15 protein-coding genes, 2 tRNA genes, 2 rRNA genes and 1 pseudogene are annotated in these 18087 nt (G+C 37.0%); 3 read left to right on the plus strand and 17 right to left on the minus strand.

What is annotated here, in order from left to right; translation table 11 throughout:
- From A9G03_RS11155 to tsaE, 14 genes and pseudogenes are all read right to left on the minus strand, one after another.
- A 23S ribosomal RNA gene (locus tag A9G03_RS11155) occupies positions 1 to 473 on the minus strand; the annotation flags it as partial.
- A gap of 201 nt (positions 474 to 674) precedes the next feature.
- A tRNA-Ala gene (locus A9G03_RS11160) sits at positions 675 to 750 on the minus strand.
- Positions 751 to 802: 52 nt separating this feature from the next.
- Positions 803 to 879, minus strand: a tRNA-Ile gene (locus A9G03_RS11165).
- A 55-nt stretch (positions 880 to 934) separates the two neighbouring features.
- Positions 935 to 2472: ribosomal RNA gene (locus A9G03_RS11170) — 16S ribosomal RNA — on the minus strand.
- 302 nt (positions 2473 to 2774) lie between these two features.
- Positions 2775 to 3956 (minus strand): formate-dependent phosphoribosylglycinamide formyltransferase, encoded by a 1182-nt coding sequence (gene purT / locus A9G03_RS11175; RefSeq protein WP_065799243.1) that lies wholly within the window; start codon positions 3954 to 3956, stop codon positions 2775 to 2777.
- 87 nt (positions 3957 to 4043) lie between these two features.
- Entirely contained in the window at positions 4044 to 5342 is a 1299-nt protein-coding gene (locus tag A9G03_RS11180; RefSeq protein ID WP_065633723.1) for an adenylosuccinate synthase, read from the minus strand.
- 18 nt (positions 5343 to 5360) lie between these two features.
- A complete protein-coding gene (gene hflC / locus A9G03_RS11185; RefSeq protein WP_065799341.1) occupies positions 5361 to 6323 on the minus strand; it encodes a protease modulator HflC in 963 nt (320 codons plus the stop codon).
- A 14-nt stretch (positions 6324 to 6337) separates the two neighbouring features.
- Entirely contained in the window at positions 6338 to 7552 is a 1215-nt protein-coding gene (hflK, locus tag A9G03_RS11190) for an FtsH protease activity modulator HflK (RefSeq protein ID WP_065799244.1), read from the minus strand.
- 23 nt (positions 7553 to 7575) lie between these two features.
- Positions 7576 to 8871: a ribosome rescue GTPase HflX gene (gene hflX, locus A9G03_RS11195; protein ID WP_065633725.1), complete on the minus strand. Its 1296-nt coding sequence runs from the start codon at positions 8869 to 8871 to the stop codon at positions 7576 to 7578.
- A gap of 21 nt (positions 8872 to 8892) precedes the next feature.
- Positions 8893 to 9138, minus strand: a complete 246-nt coding sequence (gene hfq / locus A9G03_RS11200) for an RNA chaperone Hfq (protein WP_065633726.1) — start codon at positions 9136 to 9138, stop codon at positions 8893 to 8895.
- A 300-nt stretch (positions 9139 to 9438) separates the two neighbouring features.
- A complete protein-coding gene (gene miaA, locus A9G03_RS11205) occupies positions 9439 to 10350 on the minus strand; it encodes a tRNA (adenosine(37)-N6)-dimethylallyltransferase MiaA (protein WP_065799245.1) in 912 nt (303 codons plus the stop codon).
- Between the two features lie 2 nt (positions 10351 to 10352).
- Positions 10353 to 12188: a DNA mismatch repair endonuclease MutL gene (gene mutL / locus A9G03_RS11210; RefSeq protein WP_065799246.1), complete on the minus strand. Its 1836-nt coding sequence runs from the start codon at positions 12186 to 12188 to the stop codon at positions 10353 to 10355.
- A gap of 20 nt (positions 12189 to 12208) precedes the next feature.
- Positions 12209 to 12913: pseudogene (locus tag A9G03_RS11215) on the minus strand (N-acetylmuramoyl-L-alanine amidase); the annotation flags it as partial.
- 60 nt (positions 12914 to 12973) lie between these two features.
- On the minus strand, positions 12974 to 13447 hold the full coding sequence (gene tsaE, locus A9G03_RS11220) for a tRNA (adenosine(37)-N6)-threonylcarbamoyltransferase complex ATPase subunit type 1 TsaE (RefSeq protein ID WP_065799247.1): 474 nt from the start codon (positions 13445 to 13447) through the stop codon (positions 12974 to 12976).
- A 130-nt stretch (positions 13448 to 13577) separates the two neighbouring features.
- On the opposite strand from tsaE, the gene tusB reads away from it, so the two are divergent.
- The 3 genes from tusB (at position 13578) to A9G03_RS11235 (ending at position 15665) form a co-directional block, all read left to right on the plus strand.
- On the plus strand, positions 13578 to 13859 hold the full coding sequence (gene tusB, locus A9G03_RS11225) for a sulfurtransferase complex subunit TusB (RefSeq protein WP_065799248.1): 282 nt from the start codon (positions 13578 to 13580) through the stop codon (positions 13857 to 13859).
- A gap of 131 nt (positions 13860 to 13990) precedes the next feature.
- Positions 13991 to 14554, plus strand: a complete 564-nt coding sequence (locus A9G03_RS11230; protein WP_065799249.1) for a Sua5/YciO/YrdC/YwlC family protein — start codon at positions 13991 to 13993, stop codon at positions 14552 to 14554.
- A 4-nt stretch (positions 14555 to 14558) separates the two neighbouring features.
- The gene (locus A9G03_RS11235) at positions 14559 to 15665 is read left to right on the plus strand and encodes an anhydro-N-acetylmuramic acid kinase (protein ID WP_065799250.1); all 1107 of its coding nucleotides are present in this window, start codon (positions 14559 to 14561) and stop codon (positions 15663 to 15665) included.
- Positions 15666 to 15751: 86 nt separating this feature from the next.
- Here the strand turns inward: A9G03_RS11235 and A9G03_RS12920 are convergent, their stop codons facing one another.
- The 3 genes from A9G03_RS12920 to hda form a co-directional block, all read right to left on the minus strand.
- Positions 15752 to 15979 (minus strand): IclR family transcriptional regulator domain-containing protein, encoded by a 228-nt coding sequence (locus A9G03_RS12920; RefSeq protein ID WP_082209465.1) that lies wholly within the window; start codon positions 15977 to 15979, stop codon positions 15752 to 15754.
- A gap of 306 nt (positions 15980 to 16285) precedes the next feature.
- Positions 16286 to 17065: a Cof-type HAD-IIB family hydrolase gene (locus A9G03_RS11240; protein ID WP_065799251.1), complete on the minus strand. Its 780-nt coding sequence runs from the start codon at positions 17063 to 17065 to the stop codon at positions 16286 to 16288.
- A gap of 1 nt (position 17066) precedes the next feature.
- Complete coding sequence (hda, locus tag A9G03_RS11245; RefSeq protein WP_065633735.1) at positions 17067 to 17750, minus strand: DnaA inactivator Hda; 684 nt, start codon at positions 17748 to 17750, stop codon at positions 17067 to 17069.
- Positions 17751 to 18087: the final 337 nt, after the last annotated feature.

Genomic DNA, 18087 nt, shown 5'->3' on the forward strand with positions numbered 1-18087 from the left:
CGCCTTTCCCTCACGGTACTGGTTCACTATCGGTCAATCAGGAGTATTTAGCCTTGGAGGATGGTCCCCCCATCTTCAGACAGGATATCACGTGTCCCGCCCTACTCTATAAGCTTCCACATAATCTACTTTCATGTACGGGACTTTCACCCTCTATCGTGCGACTTTCCAGACGCTTCCACTAATACATTATGCTACCCGCTTGGGCTGCTCCCATTTCGCTCGCCGCTACTTTGGGAATCTCGGTTGATTTCTTTTCCTCGGGGTACTTAGATGTTTCAGTTCTCCCGGTTCGCCTCATCTGACTATGTATTCATCAGATGATAGTGCAGTCACCTGCACTGGGTTTCCCCATTCGGACATCAACGGTTATAGCGCCTTTTATCGGCTCACCGTCGCTTTTCGCAGATTAACACGTCCTTCATCGCCTCTGATTGCCTAGGCATCCACCGTGTACGCTTAATTTCTTAACCTTACAACTCACAGTTGTCTTGGTTTCAATTACGCTTTTTTCTCTTTTCTACTTCATCACATCTATACTTACATACAAATGCTTTCCGTAAAAACGAGAACTCGTTTCTTTCAGCTTGTTCCTAATTGTTAAAGAGCGTTATCTTTCTATTTACTCTTTCAAGTAAATACAAACATAATTTTTTTCAAAAGAGACATCTTAATGGTGGAGCTAAGCGGGATCGAACCGCTGGCCTCCTGCGTGCAAGGCAGGCGCTCTCCCAGCTGAGCTATAGCCCCATTATCTTCACTTCTTCAACATATCAAGCATCTTCGCTCATTACCGTTGAATTGGTGGGTCTGAGTGGACTTGAACCACCGACCTCACCCTTATCAGGGGTGCGCTCTAACCACCTGAGCTACAGACCCAATAAAGTGACTCTTTCTAAACAAACAATCTGTGTGAACACTTACGAGCACTTCGTAAGGAGGTGATCCAACCGCAGGTTCCCCTACGGTTACCTTGTTACGACTTCACCCCAGTCATGGACCACACCGTGGTAAACGCCCTCCCGAAGGTTAAGCTATCTACTTCTGGTGCAACCCACTCCCATGGTGTGACGGGCGGTGTGTACAAGGCCCGGGAACGTATTCACCGTGACATTCTGATTCACGATTACTAGCGATTCCGACTTCATGGAGTCGAGTTGCAGACTCCAATCCGGACTTAGACGTACTTTATGAGGTCCGCTTGCTCTCGCGAGGTCGCCTCCCTTTGTATACGCCATTGTAGCACGTGTGTAGCCCTGGTCGTAAGGGCCATGATGACTTGACGTCGTCCCCACCTTCCTCCGCTTTATCAACGGCAGTCTCCTTTGAGTTCCCGGCCAAACCGCTGGCAACAAAGGATAAGGGTTGCGCTCGTTGCGGGACTTAACCCAACATTTCACAACACGAGCTGACGACAGCCATGCAGCACCTGTCTCACAGTTCCCGAAGGCACTCTCGCATCTCTGCAAGATTCTGTGGATGTCAAGACCAGGTAAGGTTCTTCGCGTTGCATCGAATTAAACCACATGCTCCACCGCTTGTGCGGGCCCCCGTCAATTCATTTGAGTTTTAACCTTGCGGCCGTACTCCCCAGGCGGTCGATTTATCGCGTTAGCTTCGGAGCCCATCACTCAGGGCAACAAACTCCAAATCGACATCGTTTACAGCGTGGACTACCAGGGTATCTAATCCTGTTTGCTCCCCACGCTTTCGCATCTCAGCGTCAGTATCTGTCCAGAAGGCCGCCTTCGCCACCGGTATTCCTCCACATCTCTACGCATTTCACCGCTACACGTGGAATTCTACCTTCCTCTACAATACTCCAGATAACCAGTTTTAAGTGCAATTCCTAGGTTGAGCCCAGGGCTTTCACACCTAACTTAATTATCCGCCTACATGCCCTTTACGCCCAGTCATTCCGATTAACGCTCGCACCCTCCGTATTACCGCGGCTGCTGGCACGGAGTTAGCCGGTGCTTCTTCTGTAATTAACGTCAATTGATGCACCTATTAGATACACCACCTTCCTCACTACCGAAAGTACTTTACAACCCGAAGGCCTTCTTCATACACGCGGCATGGCTGCATCAGGGTTCCCCCCATTGTGCAATATTCCCCACTGCTGCCTCCCGTAGGAGTCTGGACCGTGTCTCAGTTCCAGTGTGGCTGGTCATCCTCTCAGACCAGCTAGAGATCGTCGCCTTGGTGAGCCCTTACCCCACCAACTAGCTAATCCCATATGGGTTCATCAAATGGCGCATGGCCCGAAGGTCCCATGCTTTGGTCTCTCAACATTATGCGGTATTAGCAGTCGTTTCCAACTGTTGTCCCCCTCCATTCGGCAGATCCCCATACTTTACTCACCCGTCCGCCACTCGTCATCAAGTGCAAGCACTCATGTTACCGTTCGACTTGCATGTGTTAAGCCTGCCGCCAGCGTTCAATCTGAGCCATGATCAAACTCTTCAATTTAAAGTTTGATGCTCAATAACTGTCTCTGACATAATTCAAATGAATCTTCAGTGTCACTTATCAAGACTTAATTTTTTGAGTCCGTAGACTTTAATCTTTCGTCTCGCAAGTGCCCACACAGATTGTCTGTTTCTTCTTTTTAAAGAGCTGACAGCTTTAAATTTAACTAAACATTTTGTTGTTTCAGTTTGCTGTCTCAAGGGTTGCGTATGTTACTCACTTCATTTGCCTACGTCAACCCCCAATTTTATAAATTTCAAATTTTTCTTATCGAGTGATTGCTTTTTAAGCTAAACGCAACTTTATAAGCTTATCGTGATTTGTTTTACTGCATTCTTCGCTTTACTAATCGCTTCCTCAACCGTTAGTGCTCTAGCAAGCGCAACACCCATTCTGCGCGTTGCTTTTACTTCTGGCTTACCGAATAAACGTAAATCCGTTTGTGGCTGACTTAATGCTTTATCTAAATTAGCAAATGTAACTTGTTTAGAATCTCCCTCTACTAATAAAACAGCAGATGCACTCGGGCCATATTGTTCAATAACAGGAATAGGTAAACCAAGTATTGCTCGAGCATGTAGCGCAAATTCAGAAAGATTTTGTGATATTAACGTCACCATACCGGTATCATGTGGACGTGGTGAAACTTCACTAAACCAAACCTGATCACCTTTAATAAATAATTCGACACCAAATAAACCGCGCCCGCCTAATGCATCAGTTACTTTAGTTGCAATTTCCTTTGCTAACTTTAGTGCATTATCAGACATCGCTTGAGGTTGCCAAGATTCTCGATAATCACCTTTTTCTTGTCGATGACCAATTGGTTGACAAAATGAAACACCATGAATATGTCGAACAGTTAATAAAGTAATTTCATAATCAAAATCCACCAAACCTTCGATAATAACCTTACCCCCACCAGCTCGCCCTCCTGCTTGTGCATATGTCCATGCTAATTCAATGTCCTGATGATTACGTATCAGTGATTGTCCTTTTCCTGAAGAACTCATAACGGGTTTAACAAAACAAGGAAAGCCTATCTCTTCAACCGCTTTTTTAAATTCATGTTCATTTATAGCAAATCGGTAAGGTGAAGTTGGTAGTTTTAGCTCTTCAGCGGCTAGCCGACGAATACCTTCTCGATTCATTGTCAGTTGTGTTGCTTTTGCTGTAGGAATAACCGTAAAGCCTTGCTGCTCTAATTCGACTAAAGTGTCAGTTGCAATTGCTTCTATTTCTGGAACGATATAATCAGGTTTTTCAGCTTCGATAACTTTCCTTAAAGCTTGACCATCTAACATATTGATTACATGATAACGATGTGCAACTTGCATTGCTGGCGCATTAGCGTAGCGATCAACAGCAATAACTTCACAACCAAACCTTTGTAGCTCTATCACGACTTCTTTCGCTAATTCACCTGCACCACAAAGCATAACTTTTGTTGAAGTGGGTGATAACGGCGTTCCTATTGTAGTCATAATGTCCTCATACTCAGTTAACTATTTTTAATTTTAATATCCTAAAAATAAAAAATCGGGAACAATATCCCGATTTTCTAATTACTATTATGCTTGATAAGGATCACGTAGAATCATGGTTTCACTACGATCTGGACCTGTTGAAATAATATCAATTGGGGTTTCAGTTAACTCTTCTATTCGTTTAATATAATTTTTTGCTGCTTGTGGTAACGCATCATAGCTTTTAATACCAAAAGTTGATTCGCTCCATCCTGGCATAGACTCATATACAGGTTTGACTAAACTCCAATCTTCAGCAGCAGCCGGTGCATTGTTAATCACATCACCATTAGGTAATTGATAACCAACACAGATTTTAACCTCTTTAAGACCGTCTAACACATCAAGTTTAGTTAAACAGAAACCAGAAACTGAATTTAGTTGTACGGCTTTACGAACAGCAACCGCATCAAGCCAACCAGTACGACGACGACGACCCGTTGTTGCACCAAATTCATTACCTTGTTTACACAGATATTCACCTACATCATCAAAGAGTTCTGTTGGAAATGGTCCTGCACCAACACGAGTAGAGTAAGCCTTAACAATACCTAGCACATAGCCAACATAACGAGGACCAAAACCTGATCCTGTCGCTACACCGCCAGCAGTAGTATTTGAAGAGGTAACAAAAGGATAAGTACCATGATCAATATCAAGTAAAGTACCTTGTGCACCTTCAAACATTATTCTTTCGCCTTTCTTCCGAGCGTCTTCTAATAACGTCGGAATATCTGCAATCATAGCGACTAAAATATCTGCAATCGCTAATGTGTCATCAAGGACTTTTTGATAATCAACCGCTTCAACTTTATAGTAATTGACTAATTGAAAGTTGTGGTATTCCATAACTTCTTTCAATTTTTCAGCAAATGCTTGACGATCACGCAAATCACCAACTCGAAGTCCACGACGAGCGACTTTATCTTCATATGCAGGGCCGATACCTCGACCTGTGGTGCCTATCGCTTTACTACCACGTGCTTTTTCACGAGCTTGGTCTAATGCAATATGGTAAGGTAGAATTAAAGGGCAAGATTCAGATATCAGTAATCTGTCTTTAACTGGAATACCTTTTTCTTCTAACGCTTTCATCTCTTTCATTAGCGCATCAGGGCAAAGCACTACACCATTCGCAATGATACTTATAACATCATGACGAAGAATACCTGATGGGATAAGATGTAATACTGTTTTTTCGCCATTGATCACTAACGTATGGCCAGCATTATGCCCACCTTGATAACGAACAACATATTTTGCTTTTTCTGTGAGTAAATCAACAACTTTACCTTTGCCTTCATCACCCCATTGCGTACCTAGCACAACAACATTATTACTCATAGACTATTACTCATTCTGTTATTTATTCGATTTTAGTTTCATGTATTGGAAAAATTCACTATCTGGGCTAATAACCATAACGTCATTACCAATAAAACTTTGTTCATAAGCTTTTAAACTTCGAATGAAGCTAAAAAACTCCATATCTTTACCAAAGGCATCAGCATAAAGTTTAGCTGCATTAGCATCACCTTCACCACGAATAATTCGTGATTGTCGTTCAGCTTCAGATAATATTTTTGTTGCCTCAAGTGTCGCTGCTGCTCTTGTTTCTTCTGCTTTTCTTACGCCTTCAAAACGTTTATCGCGGGCAATGACTTCTCGTTCTGCTCGCATTCTGGCATAGATAGAACCTGAAACTTCAGCAGGGAAATTAATCTGTTTAATACGTACATCAACGACTTCAACACCAAAAGCGCGTAGACTCGTTTTACTACTTTCGGGATCTTTTTCTGTATCTGCAACTAATTTATCTATTGGTGCGTTATCAACAGAATCTTGATGTGTACCATTTAAAGCATCTTTTACTCGAATCATTAAAGAATTACGCGATTTAGTATCCGCATTCGAGTCATTAATAATGTCCTTATTACTCAGTTTACCAATTTCCGCTCTTAAACGACCATTAAGACGAGCAAGTAGTAAGTCTTCAACATTATTGCCACCGGCAACTGTTTCATAATAACGATTGAAATCAACAATTTTCCATTGAACAAAATAATCAACTATCAACTCTTTCTTTTGAACATTGAAAAAACGTTGTTCTTTACTGTTATTAGAACTATTGGTGGTTTGTATTTTAGCATCAATAACTTTAACACTATCAATACCTGGAATTTTAAAATGTAATCCAGGTTGAGATAATCCAATTATTTTATTAAATCTTAAAACAACACCACGGGTGCCTTCCTCAATAACATAAACACTTGAAAAAAACACACCAATTAAAATCAAAACTATAGGAATCAATAACTTACGCATATTCATTTTTCTCCTTATCGTCCCATAGTCCGCGTCGTATTGCTGGTAGAACTATTATTACGGGTTGTAGCACCATTTTGCGACTCTTTGGTTGGTTGAGGTGCACTTTTTATCGCATCAGAAGAGCTTGGCATATTAAAATTGTAATCACTGTTTTGATTTGGCAACGTAGTTGGAGTAGATGTTTTTTCGCCATTATTTTTTAATAATTGCTCTAAAGGTAACACCATTAAATTACCACTTTTATCATTCACAACCACTTTATTAGTTTTACTTAATATTTTTTCCATTGTTTCAATATATAAACGCTCTTTAGTGATTTGAGGGGCAGCCTTATATTGAGGTAATATTTTTTCAAAACGTGCAACATCACCGGCCGCTTCAAGTTCTACCCGAACTTTATACGCATCAGCATCAGCTAAAATTCTTGCAGATTTACCTTCTGCTTGTTGCACTAACTGAACTTTATCTGCTTCAGCTTGTTTAATTTCACGTTCACTATCACCTTGAGCACGAATAGCATCATCGTAAGCATCTTGCACTTCATCTGGTGGTCGAGCAACTTGGAAGTTCAAATCAACAATGTTAATCCCCATATCGTAATGCGTAATCACATTAACTAATTCATCTTTAGTACTGCTTTCAAGCGCAGCTCGTCCATCAGAAATAATCGCATCGATATTAGAACTTCCAACCGCTGTTCTTAAAGCACTATCAGCAGCTTGACGAAGACTATCTTCAACATTGGTCACATTAAATAAATACTTCAATGGATTGCTGATACGATATTGAACATTCATTTCAACAAAAACTAAATTTTCACCTGTTGTAACAATGAACCCTTGTACATTAAAATTTCGTGTACCTTGGGTATCAACGACATAAACTTTGTCGATTAAGGTAGGTTTCCAATTCAAACCAGGTTGAATAATTTCTGGTTGAACCTGTCCAAAACGGGTAATCACACCGCGTTGACTTTGGTTGATAGTATAAAAACCACTTATTCCCCAAATTAGAATAAGCACAACAATGACAGCAATAATAATTTTTGAGCTATTCATCGATAATTTTATTTTTGATGAACCACCATTATTATTGCTTGAATTACCTTTTTTTAATAGGTCTTTAATTTTATCTAAAAAACCACCGGATGAATTAGAAGGTTTTTTATTATTACTTCCCCATGGATCGTTATCTTGTCCGTTATTTCCGGGCTGATTCCACGCCATATTTTATATGCTCCATTTAACAATTAGTTGTTATTTTGCGTATTGATTAAGTATAACAGATCTGGCTCTTGTTTACAGAGGCGATTCCATTCAATTGACGGCATTCTCACATCAAGATGAAAGCTACCATCTTCATTTATAATTTCATGTTCTACTGCATTTAGCTGATAAAAACGACTTCTTAGCCTTACTAAATGAACAGGTAAGCTTAATTGACAAATTTGGATCTGTCTAGCAAGTCTTTCTTTTAATGCAGTAAATAAGAGATCTAATCCTAAACCATTTTGAGCAGAAATCCAAACACGAATAGGCATACCGTTTTCGTCACGATCAATACCAGGCTGTTTACCTTCAATTAAATCTATTTTATTCATTACCATCAATGTTGGAATATCGTGGGCATCTATTTCTAATAGAACCTCTTCGACGGCATGTATATTATCTAATAGGTTTGGATCGGATGCATCAATCACATGTAATAAAAGTGCAGCCTCTTGGGTTTCGAGTAAAGTTGCTTTAAAAGCAGCAATAAGGTCATGAGGTAAATGACGAATAAATCCGACTGTATCGGCTAATACGACTTCACCAACATCTTCAACATTAATGCGTCTTAAAGTCGGATCAAGCGTTGCGAACAATTGATCGGCAGCATAAACATCGGCATGCGTTAATGAATTAAATAGTGTTGATTTACCTGCATTAGTATAACCAACCAACGAGACGGTAGCTAGATCGGCTTTATTTCTTGATTGTCGATTTTGATTACGCTGCTTTTCAACTTTAGCAAGCCTAGATAATATTAATTGAATACGATGACGAATTAAACGCCTATCGGTTTCTAACTGAGTTTCGCCCGGTCCCCTTAAACCAATCCCACCTTTTTGTCGTTCTAAGTGTGTCCAGCCTCGAACTAAACGCGTTGATAAATACTGCAACTGCGCTAATTCTACTTGTAACTTACCTTCATGAGTTCTAGCGCGCTGAGCAAAAATATCTAAAATAAGCCCAGTTCGATCAACGACACGGCATTCACATAATTTTTCAAGGTTTCGTTCTTGGGTAGGAGTTAAGGTGTGATTAACTAAGATGACAGATGCGTCAAGCGCTTTAACTTTTTCGGCAATTTCAAGCGCTTTCCCTTCACCAATAAAATATTTAGCTTGTGGTGCTTTTCTTGAGGTTGTCACAATATCGAGAATCTCAATTTGAGCAGAAGAAACAAGCACTTCAAACTCTTTTAGATCCTCGATATCGCTTTCTTGAGGGAAGAATACATGGACTAATAAGGCAGATTCCCCGCCTTTATATCGCTCAAACAATCAGATTCTCCACTGAATTAATCAGCTTTCGCTTTCCTCTTCAGGTTGAGTCACCAATCCAGAGATAGATCTTGATGGTACAACTGTTGAGATGGCATGTTTATATACCATTTGGCTTACAGTATTTTTTAATAAAATAACAAACTGATCAAATGACTCAATTTGCCCTTGTAATTTAATACCGTTAACTAAATAAATGGATACAGGAATATGCTCGCGACGAAGCAAATTTAAATAAGGATCTTGTAATGACTGCCCTTTTGACATGAGTTTATCCTTTAAGATGAAAATAATAATATGAAGATAATATAATCGTACTTTTTAAAAATTTTTAATTTAACTAAAACATAAAGTACTTATGTCTATTTACCAAAATAACATAAAAAACTCAGCTCTTGAACCGGTCAATAATAATTTATGCACAAATAACTAAAATTTTAATAAATTTACACTAATCAAACAAAAAAATATACTAAAATATTATATTAACCTAAAACTTTTTTACATTTTGGAAAAGCAATTCAGTCATAAAAAGTTAAGTAATAGGCAGTAAAAAAATTTTCAAACCTAAAACAGCTGATCGAAAACCTTATCCATATTATCAGGATTTAACCATGTAATAGGTTGTTTCCAACCACGTAGCCAAGTAATTTGCCTTTTTGCTAATTGACGTGTTGCACAAATACCTTTGAACACCATTTCATCATAACTACTTTGACCATCTAAATACTCCCACATTTGCCGATAGCCAACACAGCGCATCGAAGGTAAATTTAAATGCAAGTCAGGTCGTAATTTTAGCGCTTTCACTTCATTTTCAAATCCTTGATCAAGCATCTGTAAAAAACGTTGTTCAATACGCTGATGTAACTCGGCGCGATCTGAAGGCATAATGGCAAACTGCATCACATCGTAAGGTAATGCTTCACCACTTTCTTGGGTAAGTTCGGTTAAACTCTTACCCGAAATTAAATACACTTCTAAAGCACGATTAAGACGCTGTGGATCGTTTGGATGAATTCTTTGAGCTGAAACAGGATCAACTTTTTTTAATTCTTCATGAATCGCTTGCCAACCAAATTTATTGGCCTTCTCTTCTATTTGTTGCCGAATTTCATTGTTAGCCACAGGTAAAGGGGATAACCCTTCAAGCAACGCTTTAAAGTACAACATTGTTCCACCAACTAACAGTGGAATTCGCCCTTTTTTTAACGTTTTTTCAATTTCAACGAGGGCATCATGCCTAAAATTGGCGGCAGAATAACTTTCTGCGGGATCACATATATCAATTAATTTATGTGGGTAGTTTAATTGTTCTTGTTTTGTTGGTTTGGCCGTACCAATATCCATATCACGATAAATCAGCGCTGAATCGACACTTATAATATCAATTGGATAACGTTCATAAAGCGCCATCGCAAATGCGGTTTTACCTGAAGCCGTTGGCCCCATTAATGAAATAACTTTTGCTTTATTCATAATTACATGGATTTTATAAAAGATTGAAGATCAATAGGATGTAAAAATGTTTCTAGTTGCAATAAATTGCTATCAATTTGCTCTAGCTGTGCAAGTAATTGGATCACTTTGGTCACACTCCAACTTATTGCTTGAGTATTATCGCATTGACTAGCCAGCCAATCTGCAATTTTGGTCGGATCTAATGCTTTTTTCTCTGACGATGAAATCAATGCCAATAAAGCAGGTAATATTTGCTGCCAATTCATCGTTCTAAGCATTTTAGGTACGCTTTGCAAATGTAATTTTGCTTTGTCGATATAAAAATCAAATCCTAAAAAATTAAGTTGAGGTTGATAATTAGTTAATGCTTGTTGTTCTTTATGATTGATTAAAATAGTCAATGGAATCAATAATTTTTCAGAATCTTGAGATAATAATTTAATTGCTGACAATTTTTGTTGAGCTACAGGTAATTTCATCAACATAAATTTTTGCTGATTATCTTCAAACTTTTCAAGCAATGCTATATCTGGTTGAATAACCGTTAACACACGACCAAATTGTACTAATGACGAACTATCAAGCTGCTGTTGTAAGGAGTGTAAAGATGTACTTCGCTGTGGAAACAACGCATCAATTACCGCTTTTTGCCCCTCAGTCATTTGATCATCTTGATGGGATAATCTTACTGGCTCAGGTTTAGTTTCAACCGATTTAGAAACATCAACAAGCTGACCATATAGTGTATTTTCTCTAGCAAAATTACCTGATTTTTTTGTTGGTTGACTGCTAGCTTGATAATTTTTAGGTTGAGCCAATTGATTAAAAATATTAACACCCGCAGCTTGACGATTAGGAGTAATGACTGGCGCTTGAGTCGTAATAGACAAATGGGATTCCAATGCCATCATAATAGCTTGATAAACAAAATCATGAACTAAACGTGCTTCATGAAAACGAACTTCATGTTTAGCAGGATGTACATTGACATCAACCTGTTTTGGATCAAGTTGTAAAAAGACCACATAACTCTGTTGCTCATTAGTTTGACTAATATAAGCTTGACGCAAAGCATGATTAAGTAATTTATCTTTAATAACACGACCATTAACGTAAAAATATTGCAGATCACTGACGTTGTTACTAGCGACCCATCCTTGAATAAGTAAATCATCATGCTGCCAATCGAGTTTAACTGCTTTTTGCATAAACTCTCGACCACAAACTAATTCAACCCTTTTTTCAAGTGTGGATGATCGATATTGTTTAACCAGTTTACCATTATGTTGCAAATTAAAAGAGACATCAGGACGCGCTAAAGCAATTCTACGAACAAACTCTTCAATATGCATAAATTCGGTTTTGTCGGTTTTCAAAAAACGACGACGCGCAGGTGTATTATAAAATAAATCCAAGACTTCAACCGTTGATCCTACGGGATGAGCTGCAGGTTTAATAACCGGTTTCATATCGCGACCTTCGGCATAGACTTGCCAAGCTTCGGATTGCTCGGCGGTACGGGAAGTTAACGTCAATCGAGATACTGAACTGATACTGGCTAGCGCCTCACCACGAAATCCAAGGCTAATAATTGAATCTAAATCATCTAGTGTACTAATTTTACTGGTGGCATGACGTGCTAAAGCTAATGCTAATTCCTCTTTAGTAATACCAAAACCATTATCACGAACACGGATTAACTTACAACCACCTTGTTCGAGATCAATATCAATTTGCGTACTACCTGCATCAAGGCTATTTTCGACTAATTCTTTAATAACAGATGCCGGCCTTTCTACCACCTCACCAGCAGCAATTTGATTGGCCAATTGTGGTGATAGAATATGTATTGCCATTAGTGCCGTTCTCCAAATTTAGGATTTTGTTTTACATAGTTTTTTATACCTTGATAAATTGCTCTTGCAATCTTATCTTGATGAGTATTACTAGCAAGTAAACTTTCTTCAGTTTCATTTGATATAAAACCAACCTCAACCAAAATAGAAGGGATATCCGGAGACCGTAATACACCTAAACTAGCATGTTCAGGTTTACGTTTATGCAGTTTGATTGGCCCACTCATCTCTTTAATAACTTGTGTTGCTAATTCATACCCTACACGCTGAGAATAGGAAAATTGTAGATCTAATACCGCCTGACTCAAATGACGATTATGGTCATCACTAAGCGCATCACCAGCACCACCTAATAGTTGAGACTGTTTTTCATCTTGTTCTAGCCAACGCCCCAGTTCAGTATCCGCACGTTTAGTTGACAACACCCAAACTGAAGCACCAGAAGCACTTCGATTTGGCGCGGCATCAGCATGAATTGACACAAGTAAATTAGCTTTGTTTTTACGCGCGATATCTGAACGCTGCGATACCGAAATGAAATTATCACTACTGCGTGTTAAGACACCTTTAAAATTAGGATCATTATTTAATAAATTGGTAAGCTTTTTAGCAATAGAAAATGTCACTGTTTTTTCATAAAGATTATGTTTACCTATGGCACCAGAATCTTTACCGCCATGCCCAGCATCAACAGCTATAACCACTTTAGCGGCATAAGCTGAGCTGCAAAGTAGCAAAAGCATAAAAAAAGTCATTAATTTTTTCATCAGTATTTTCGCTAATTGTTAATGTAGTAAATTAATAATTGACTGACCTGCTTTGGTATTTGCTTGTAAACAAACACTGCGTTCAAGCGCTAAATAAGACAAATGGATTTCAATATCGGCAATGGGTAATATGCCTTGTGCTTGCTTTGGCCACTCAATTAAACAAATTGATCGAGAAGAGAAATATTCGCGCATGCCCATAAATTCTAATTCTTCAGGATCAGCTAATCGATATAAATCAAAATGATAAACTGAAAAATCGTTAAAATGATAAGGTTCAACTAAAGTATAAGTAGGACTTTTAACATTACCCTTATGACCAAGTTGTTGTAAAAATCCTCGACTGAACGTTGTTTTACCCGCACCAAGATCGCCAATTAAGTAGATAACTATTGCACTACTGTGATTAGATAAATAATTTAAACATTGCTCAGCAAGCTGTTTACCAAATAAAATTGTTTCTTGCTCGTTAGCTAAAATAATCGGTTTCATAACGAATTCTTTGCTCAATAAATGATCCTTATTATATACTAATAACCATTAAAGATGTACCAAGCAAGGTTAACTTGCTTTTTTCTTAAAAATTCAAAGTAAAATAGATATTTTAGTAAAAAGTGGAAAAATGTTACATACAATTTCAACTCATCACTTAACAAATATTGATACAACACTCATATCTACGCAAGATGCCGTACTTTTTTGGCAAAATGGCGTTATGATTGCTTGTCAAAATAATGCCTTATTGAATGATATTTTACAAAAAACCACGCATTGTTATGTACTTGACAACGATATTATTGCTCGTGGCATTAGTCAATTCATCGATGTAAGGCTTGAAGTCATCACTATGCAACAAGTAGTTGAATTAACAGCAAAGTATTATCCACAAATAAATTGGGAATAATCTGTTAATATCATTAAAAGAATTCATTATTCTTAAATAACCACATATCAAAACAGAATTGGCACATTTGCAAATCTAAATCTTGCAGTTTAATATAAATTCAACTGTGTTTTAATGAATAGCTGATATTAATGACCAATTTATTAACTTTATCGCAAGCAAATGCTCGATTAAAAAAAGGGGATGTCATAGCCTATCCAACCGAAGCTGTTTTTGGATTAGGTTGCGATCCTGATTGCCAATCGGCAGTAATGACACTATTACAACTAAAGCAACGATCAATTGATAAAGGATTGATTTTAATTGCCAGCCATTTTAAACAACTTATCCCTTATATAGATGAAACAGCGCTAACAATAGAACAACAACAAAAAGCAATAGCCAGTTGGCCTGGTCCTATTACTTGGCTTATGCCCAAAAATAAAACCACACCTTATTTTTTAACGGGGCAATATAATTCAATTGCGATAAGAGTAACAAATCATCCATTAGTTTGCCAACTTTGCGATTTATTTGGAAAACCATTAGTCTCAACCAGCGCCAATCGTTCTGGTCATGAACCTTGCCGAACCGTTATTGAAGTGACTAAACAATTTGGTGACACATTGCCTATCTTACAAGGTGAAACAGGGCAACGCTCACAACCCTCTGAAATTAGAGATATCAAAACAGGACAAATTATTAGGCAAGGATAGTGTTATGCAAAATTTATATATTGGCGTAATGTCGGGAACAAGTATGGATGGAATTGATATCGCGCTAGTTGATATCACAGCAGGAAAAGTCACATCCATTATCAGTGATTGTTATCCGATGCCAAATTCAATTAAACAACAATTACTAACACTATGCGACACAAAACAGACAACATTAAAAGATTTAGGTCAGCTTGATCATCAACTTGGACTATTATTTGCTAATAGTATCAATCAATTTTTACAAAACAATCATATCAATAAAAACCAAATTAAAGCAATTGGCTGCCATGGGCAAACGATTTACCATCAACCAACAGGTAATAATCCTTTTACCATGCAAATTGGTGATGCCAATATTATTGCAGCTAAAACTGGCATTATCACCATTGCCGATTTTCGCCGTAAAGACATGGCTTATGGTGGGCAAGGTGCTCCACTAGTACCTGCTTTTCATAAAGCAGTACTACAAGATCCACACATCAATCGAGTCATATTAAATATTGGTGGCATTAGTAATATTTCAGTCTTAATTCCTAATCAAACAGTTATTGGATACGACACGGGGCCGGGTAATGTGTTACTTGATGGTTGGATAAATGAAAATCTTAATCAAAGCTATGATAAAGATGCGATGTGGGCAAAAACAGGCCACATTCAACAAAACTTATTACATAAGTTACTTGATGAAGCATATTTCAAATTACCTGCACCTAAAAGCACTGGACGCGAATTATTTAACTTACCGTGGTTACATGAAAAACTGGCAGGTATGAATTTAAAGGCACAAGATGTTCAAGCAACTTTAGTGGAATTAACCGCAATATCTATTGAACATGAAATTGAAAAATTACCTATCAGTAACAATTTACCTTGCGAATTATTGGTTTGTGGTGGTGGTGCTAAAAACCCACTGATTATGCAAAGATTATCAACATTATTACCTAACTGGACAGTATTAACCTCAAATGACAAAGGAATAAACAGTGATGATATGGAAGCAATTGCATTTGCCTGGCTTGCTTATTGTCGAATTAATCATATTCCATCCAACATTCCTGAAGTAACAGGAGCAAGCCAGGCAGTATGCTTAGGGGTGATATATCAATAATTTAAATAATTAATCATCAAATTTTGTTAATTTATTGTAACTAATTAATGCTGATATTTTAGCTATTGATTGACTAATTTCGCTAATTAATTAGCTCCATCTTCAGCCGTATTACACCTAAAAATAGACGTTAATAAACTTAACGCGGCAAGAATGTTACTTAAACGATCATAAATAGATACAGCAAAACATCTTAAACCAAGCTCAGACTCTTCATCATCTTTACCATATCCACAACGTTTTACTTCATCAAGTTCAGCTAAAAAAGCATCTTTACTGGTTATAGTTTTAGGTATGTATTGGCTAAATTCAATGCTATTGACTGAATTTTTGTTACTTTAATCATTAACCAAACAAGTCATACTTTTCCTAACCCTATAGGTGAAATAGCATCATTAAATCTCTTGTTTACTTACCGCGTAAAACTAGACAAATCAATTCACACTCAAGTAATTCAGCAATTAGATAGCTTAAACAAAACACAACACCAAAAATGAGAGCACGAGTAAAAAATTTTCCTAACTATAATTACAATAACTGCTTTGATAATAATATCGATTTTAAATTATCATTAATTTTAATCATCTGATTAATTAAATTAGATGATTTTTTTATTAGAACTAAATCAAACCAAGTTTATGCAAAGCTTTAGCGATTCCATCATTGTTATTATCATCAGTAATAAATTCAGCATGTGCTTTTAGCCCATCAACAGCATTAGCCATGGCTATTGGATGATCAACAGTTAAGAACATCTCAAAATCATTCATTCCATCACCAAATGCATAAGTTGGTACATCAGTGAATCCTTTTCGCTGTAATAACTGAGTTATGCCATTTCCTTTAGAACCACCGTGATTAAAAACATCAACGCAGTAGGGTGTATTACGAATAAAGGTCAATTCAGGAAATAGATCTCGATAATGTTCTTCGCCTGATTCACATAACAGCAATAACATTTGAATAGGTTGATTTAAATAGATCTGATCATCAACGGGAGGAACGGATTGTTTTAAATAATGATAAAATACCTTAGCAGGTTGACTATCTTGCGAAACACGCATAATTTCATAATTATAAAAAGAGAGAGGTATATCCATTTGTTGTTTGGAAAATTGATAAATTCTAGCTATCACATCTTTATCAATATTATTCGTAAAGACCGTTTCACCTTGATAAAGTACCACTTGACCATTCATTCCAACAATTGAATCGATTTGTGTTTTATGCATCAAGTCAACAACTTCACAAGGCGTTCGTCCCGTCGCTAACATGGGAATAATATTATTTTGTTTAAGCTTATTTATAGCTTGATAAGAACTGGGTAAAACTTCAATTTGACTATTAAATAGTGTTCCATCTAAATCAAAAAAAACGATAGCTTCAGGCTTTTTACTCATACTACAAATCCAAAATATATTTAATAAAAGGAATAGTTAACTTACGTTGTTGAGCAAGCGTTGCAACTTCAAACTTTTCTAATAAAGAAAACAGTGTACGCATATCACGATTAACACGTTTTAATAAAAACAATCCAACTTCGGTTGATAATTCAAAACCACTTAATTTAGCTCTTAATTGTAAAGCTTTAAGCTTATCATCATCACTTAATTCTTTTAATTGATAAACTTGTCCCCAAGATAATCGAGAAACCAAATCAGGTAAAGTAAAACAAATCTGTTTAGGAGGTGCATTAGCTGTAATTAATAACTTACTTACATTTTTCTCAGTTAAACGATTAAATAAATCGAAAATAGCCTCTTCCCAATCTCTATGACCAGCTATAGCATCAATATCATCTAAACACACTAAATCATAATTATCCAAGCCTTGTAAAATTTCGGGAACAAGATGGTAATACTGCTTTAAAGGAATATAACTGGCTAACTTATTTTGATTTGAAGCATGCAACAAATGAGTCCGACCAGAAGCACTTGCCGACCACATATAAAAGACATTGAAACCTGGCTTATCAAATAAAGCTTGTAACGAATCGAACAATAATTGATTATCGCCCACATAAAAACTATCAAAAGTTTCACTATTAGATAAAGAAAAAGGTAAAGGTAACTGTGAAAGAGTAATAAAATAACCTCACAATAAAAATAATTTCATGATAAGTATAAATTTGCTACCACAAAAATCAATCACTTTTGTATAAAACAAATCAAGCATAATAACCATCTTACTTAATAAGCTAAATAGAGCAATACAGATCAAACAACAGTGTTTAAAACATCACCGCTAATATATCAAAATTTAAGCAAACAAATTTATTTTTTGTGGATAACTTTGTGATAAATACGGCTAATAAGCTGTTATAATCGGATTAATAACCTTAAAGGCAAAAACAATTGTGGATAAATACAATAGTTATAAACAAGTCTAAATCCAAAAAGATCCGATCAATTAACAGAATTAG

Origin of the sequence: Gilliamella sp. wkB171 (assembly GCF_001693755.1) — a bacterium.
In the GTDB taxonomy this organism is placed as follows: Bacteria; Pseudomonadota; Gammaproteobacteria; order Enterobacterales; family Orbaceae; genus Gilliamella; species Gilliamella apicola_F.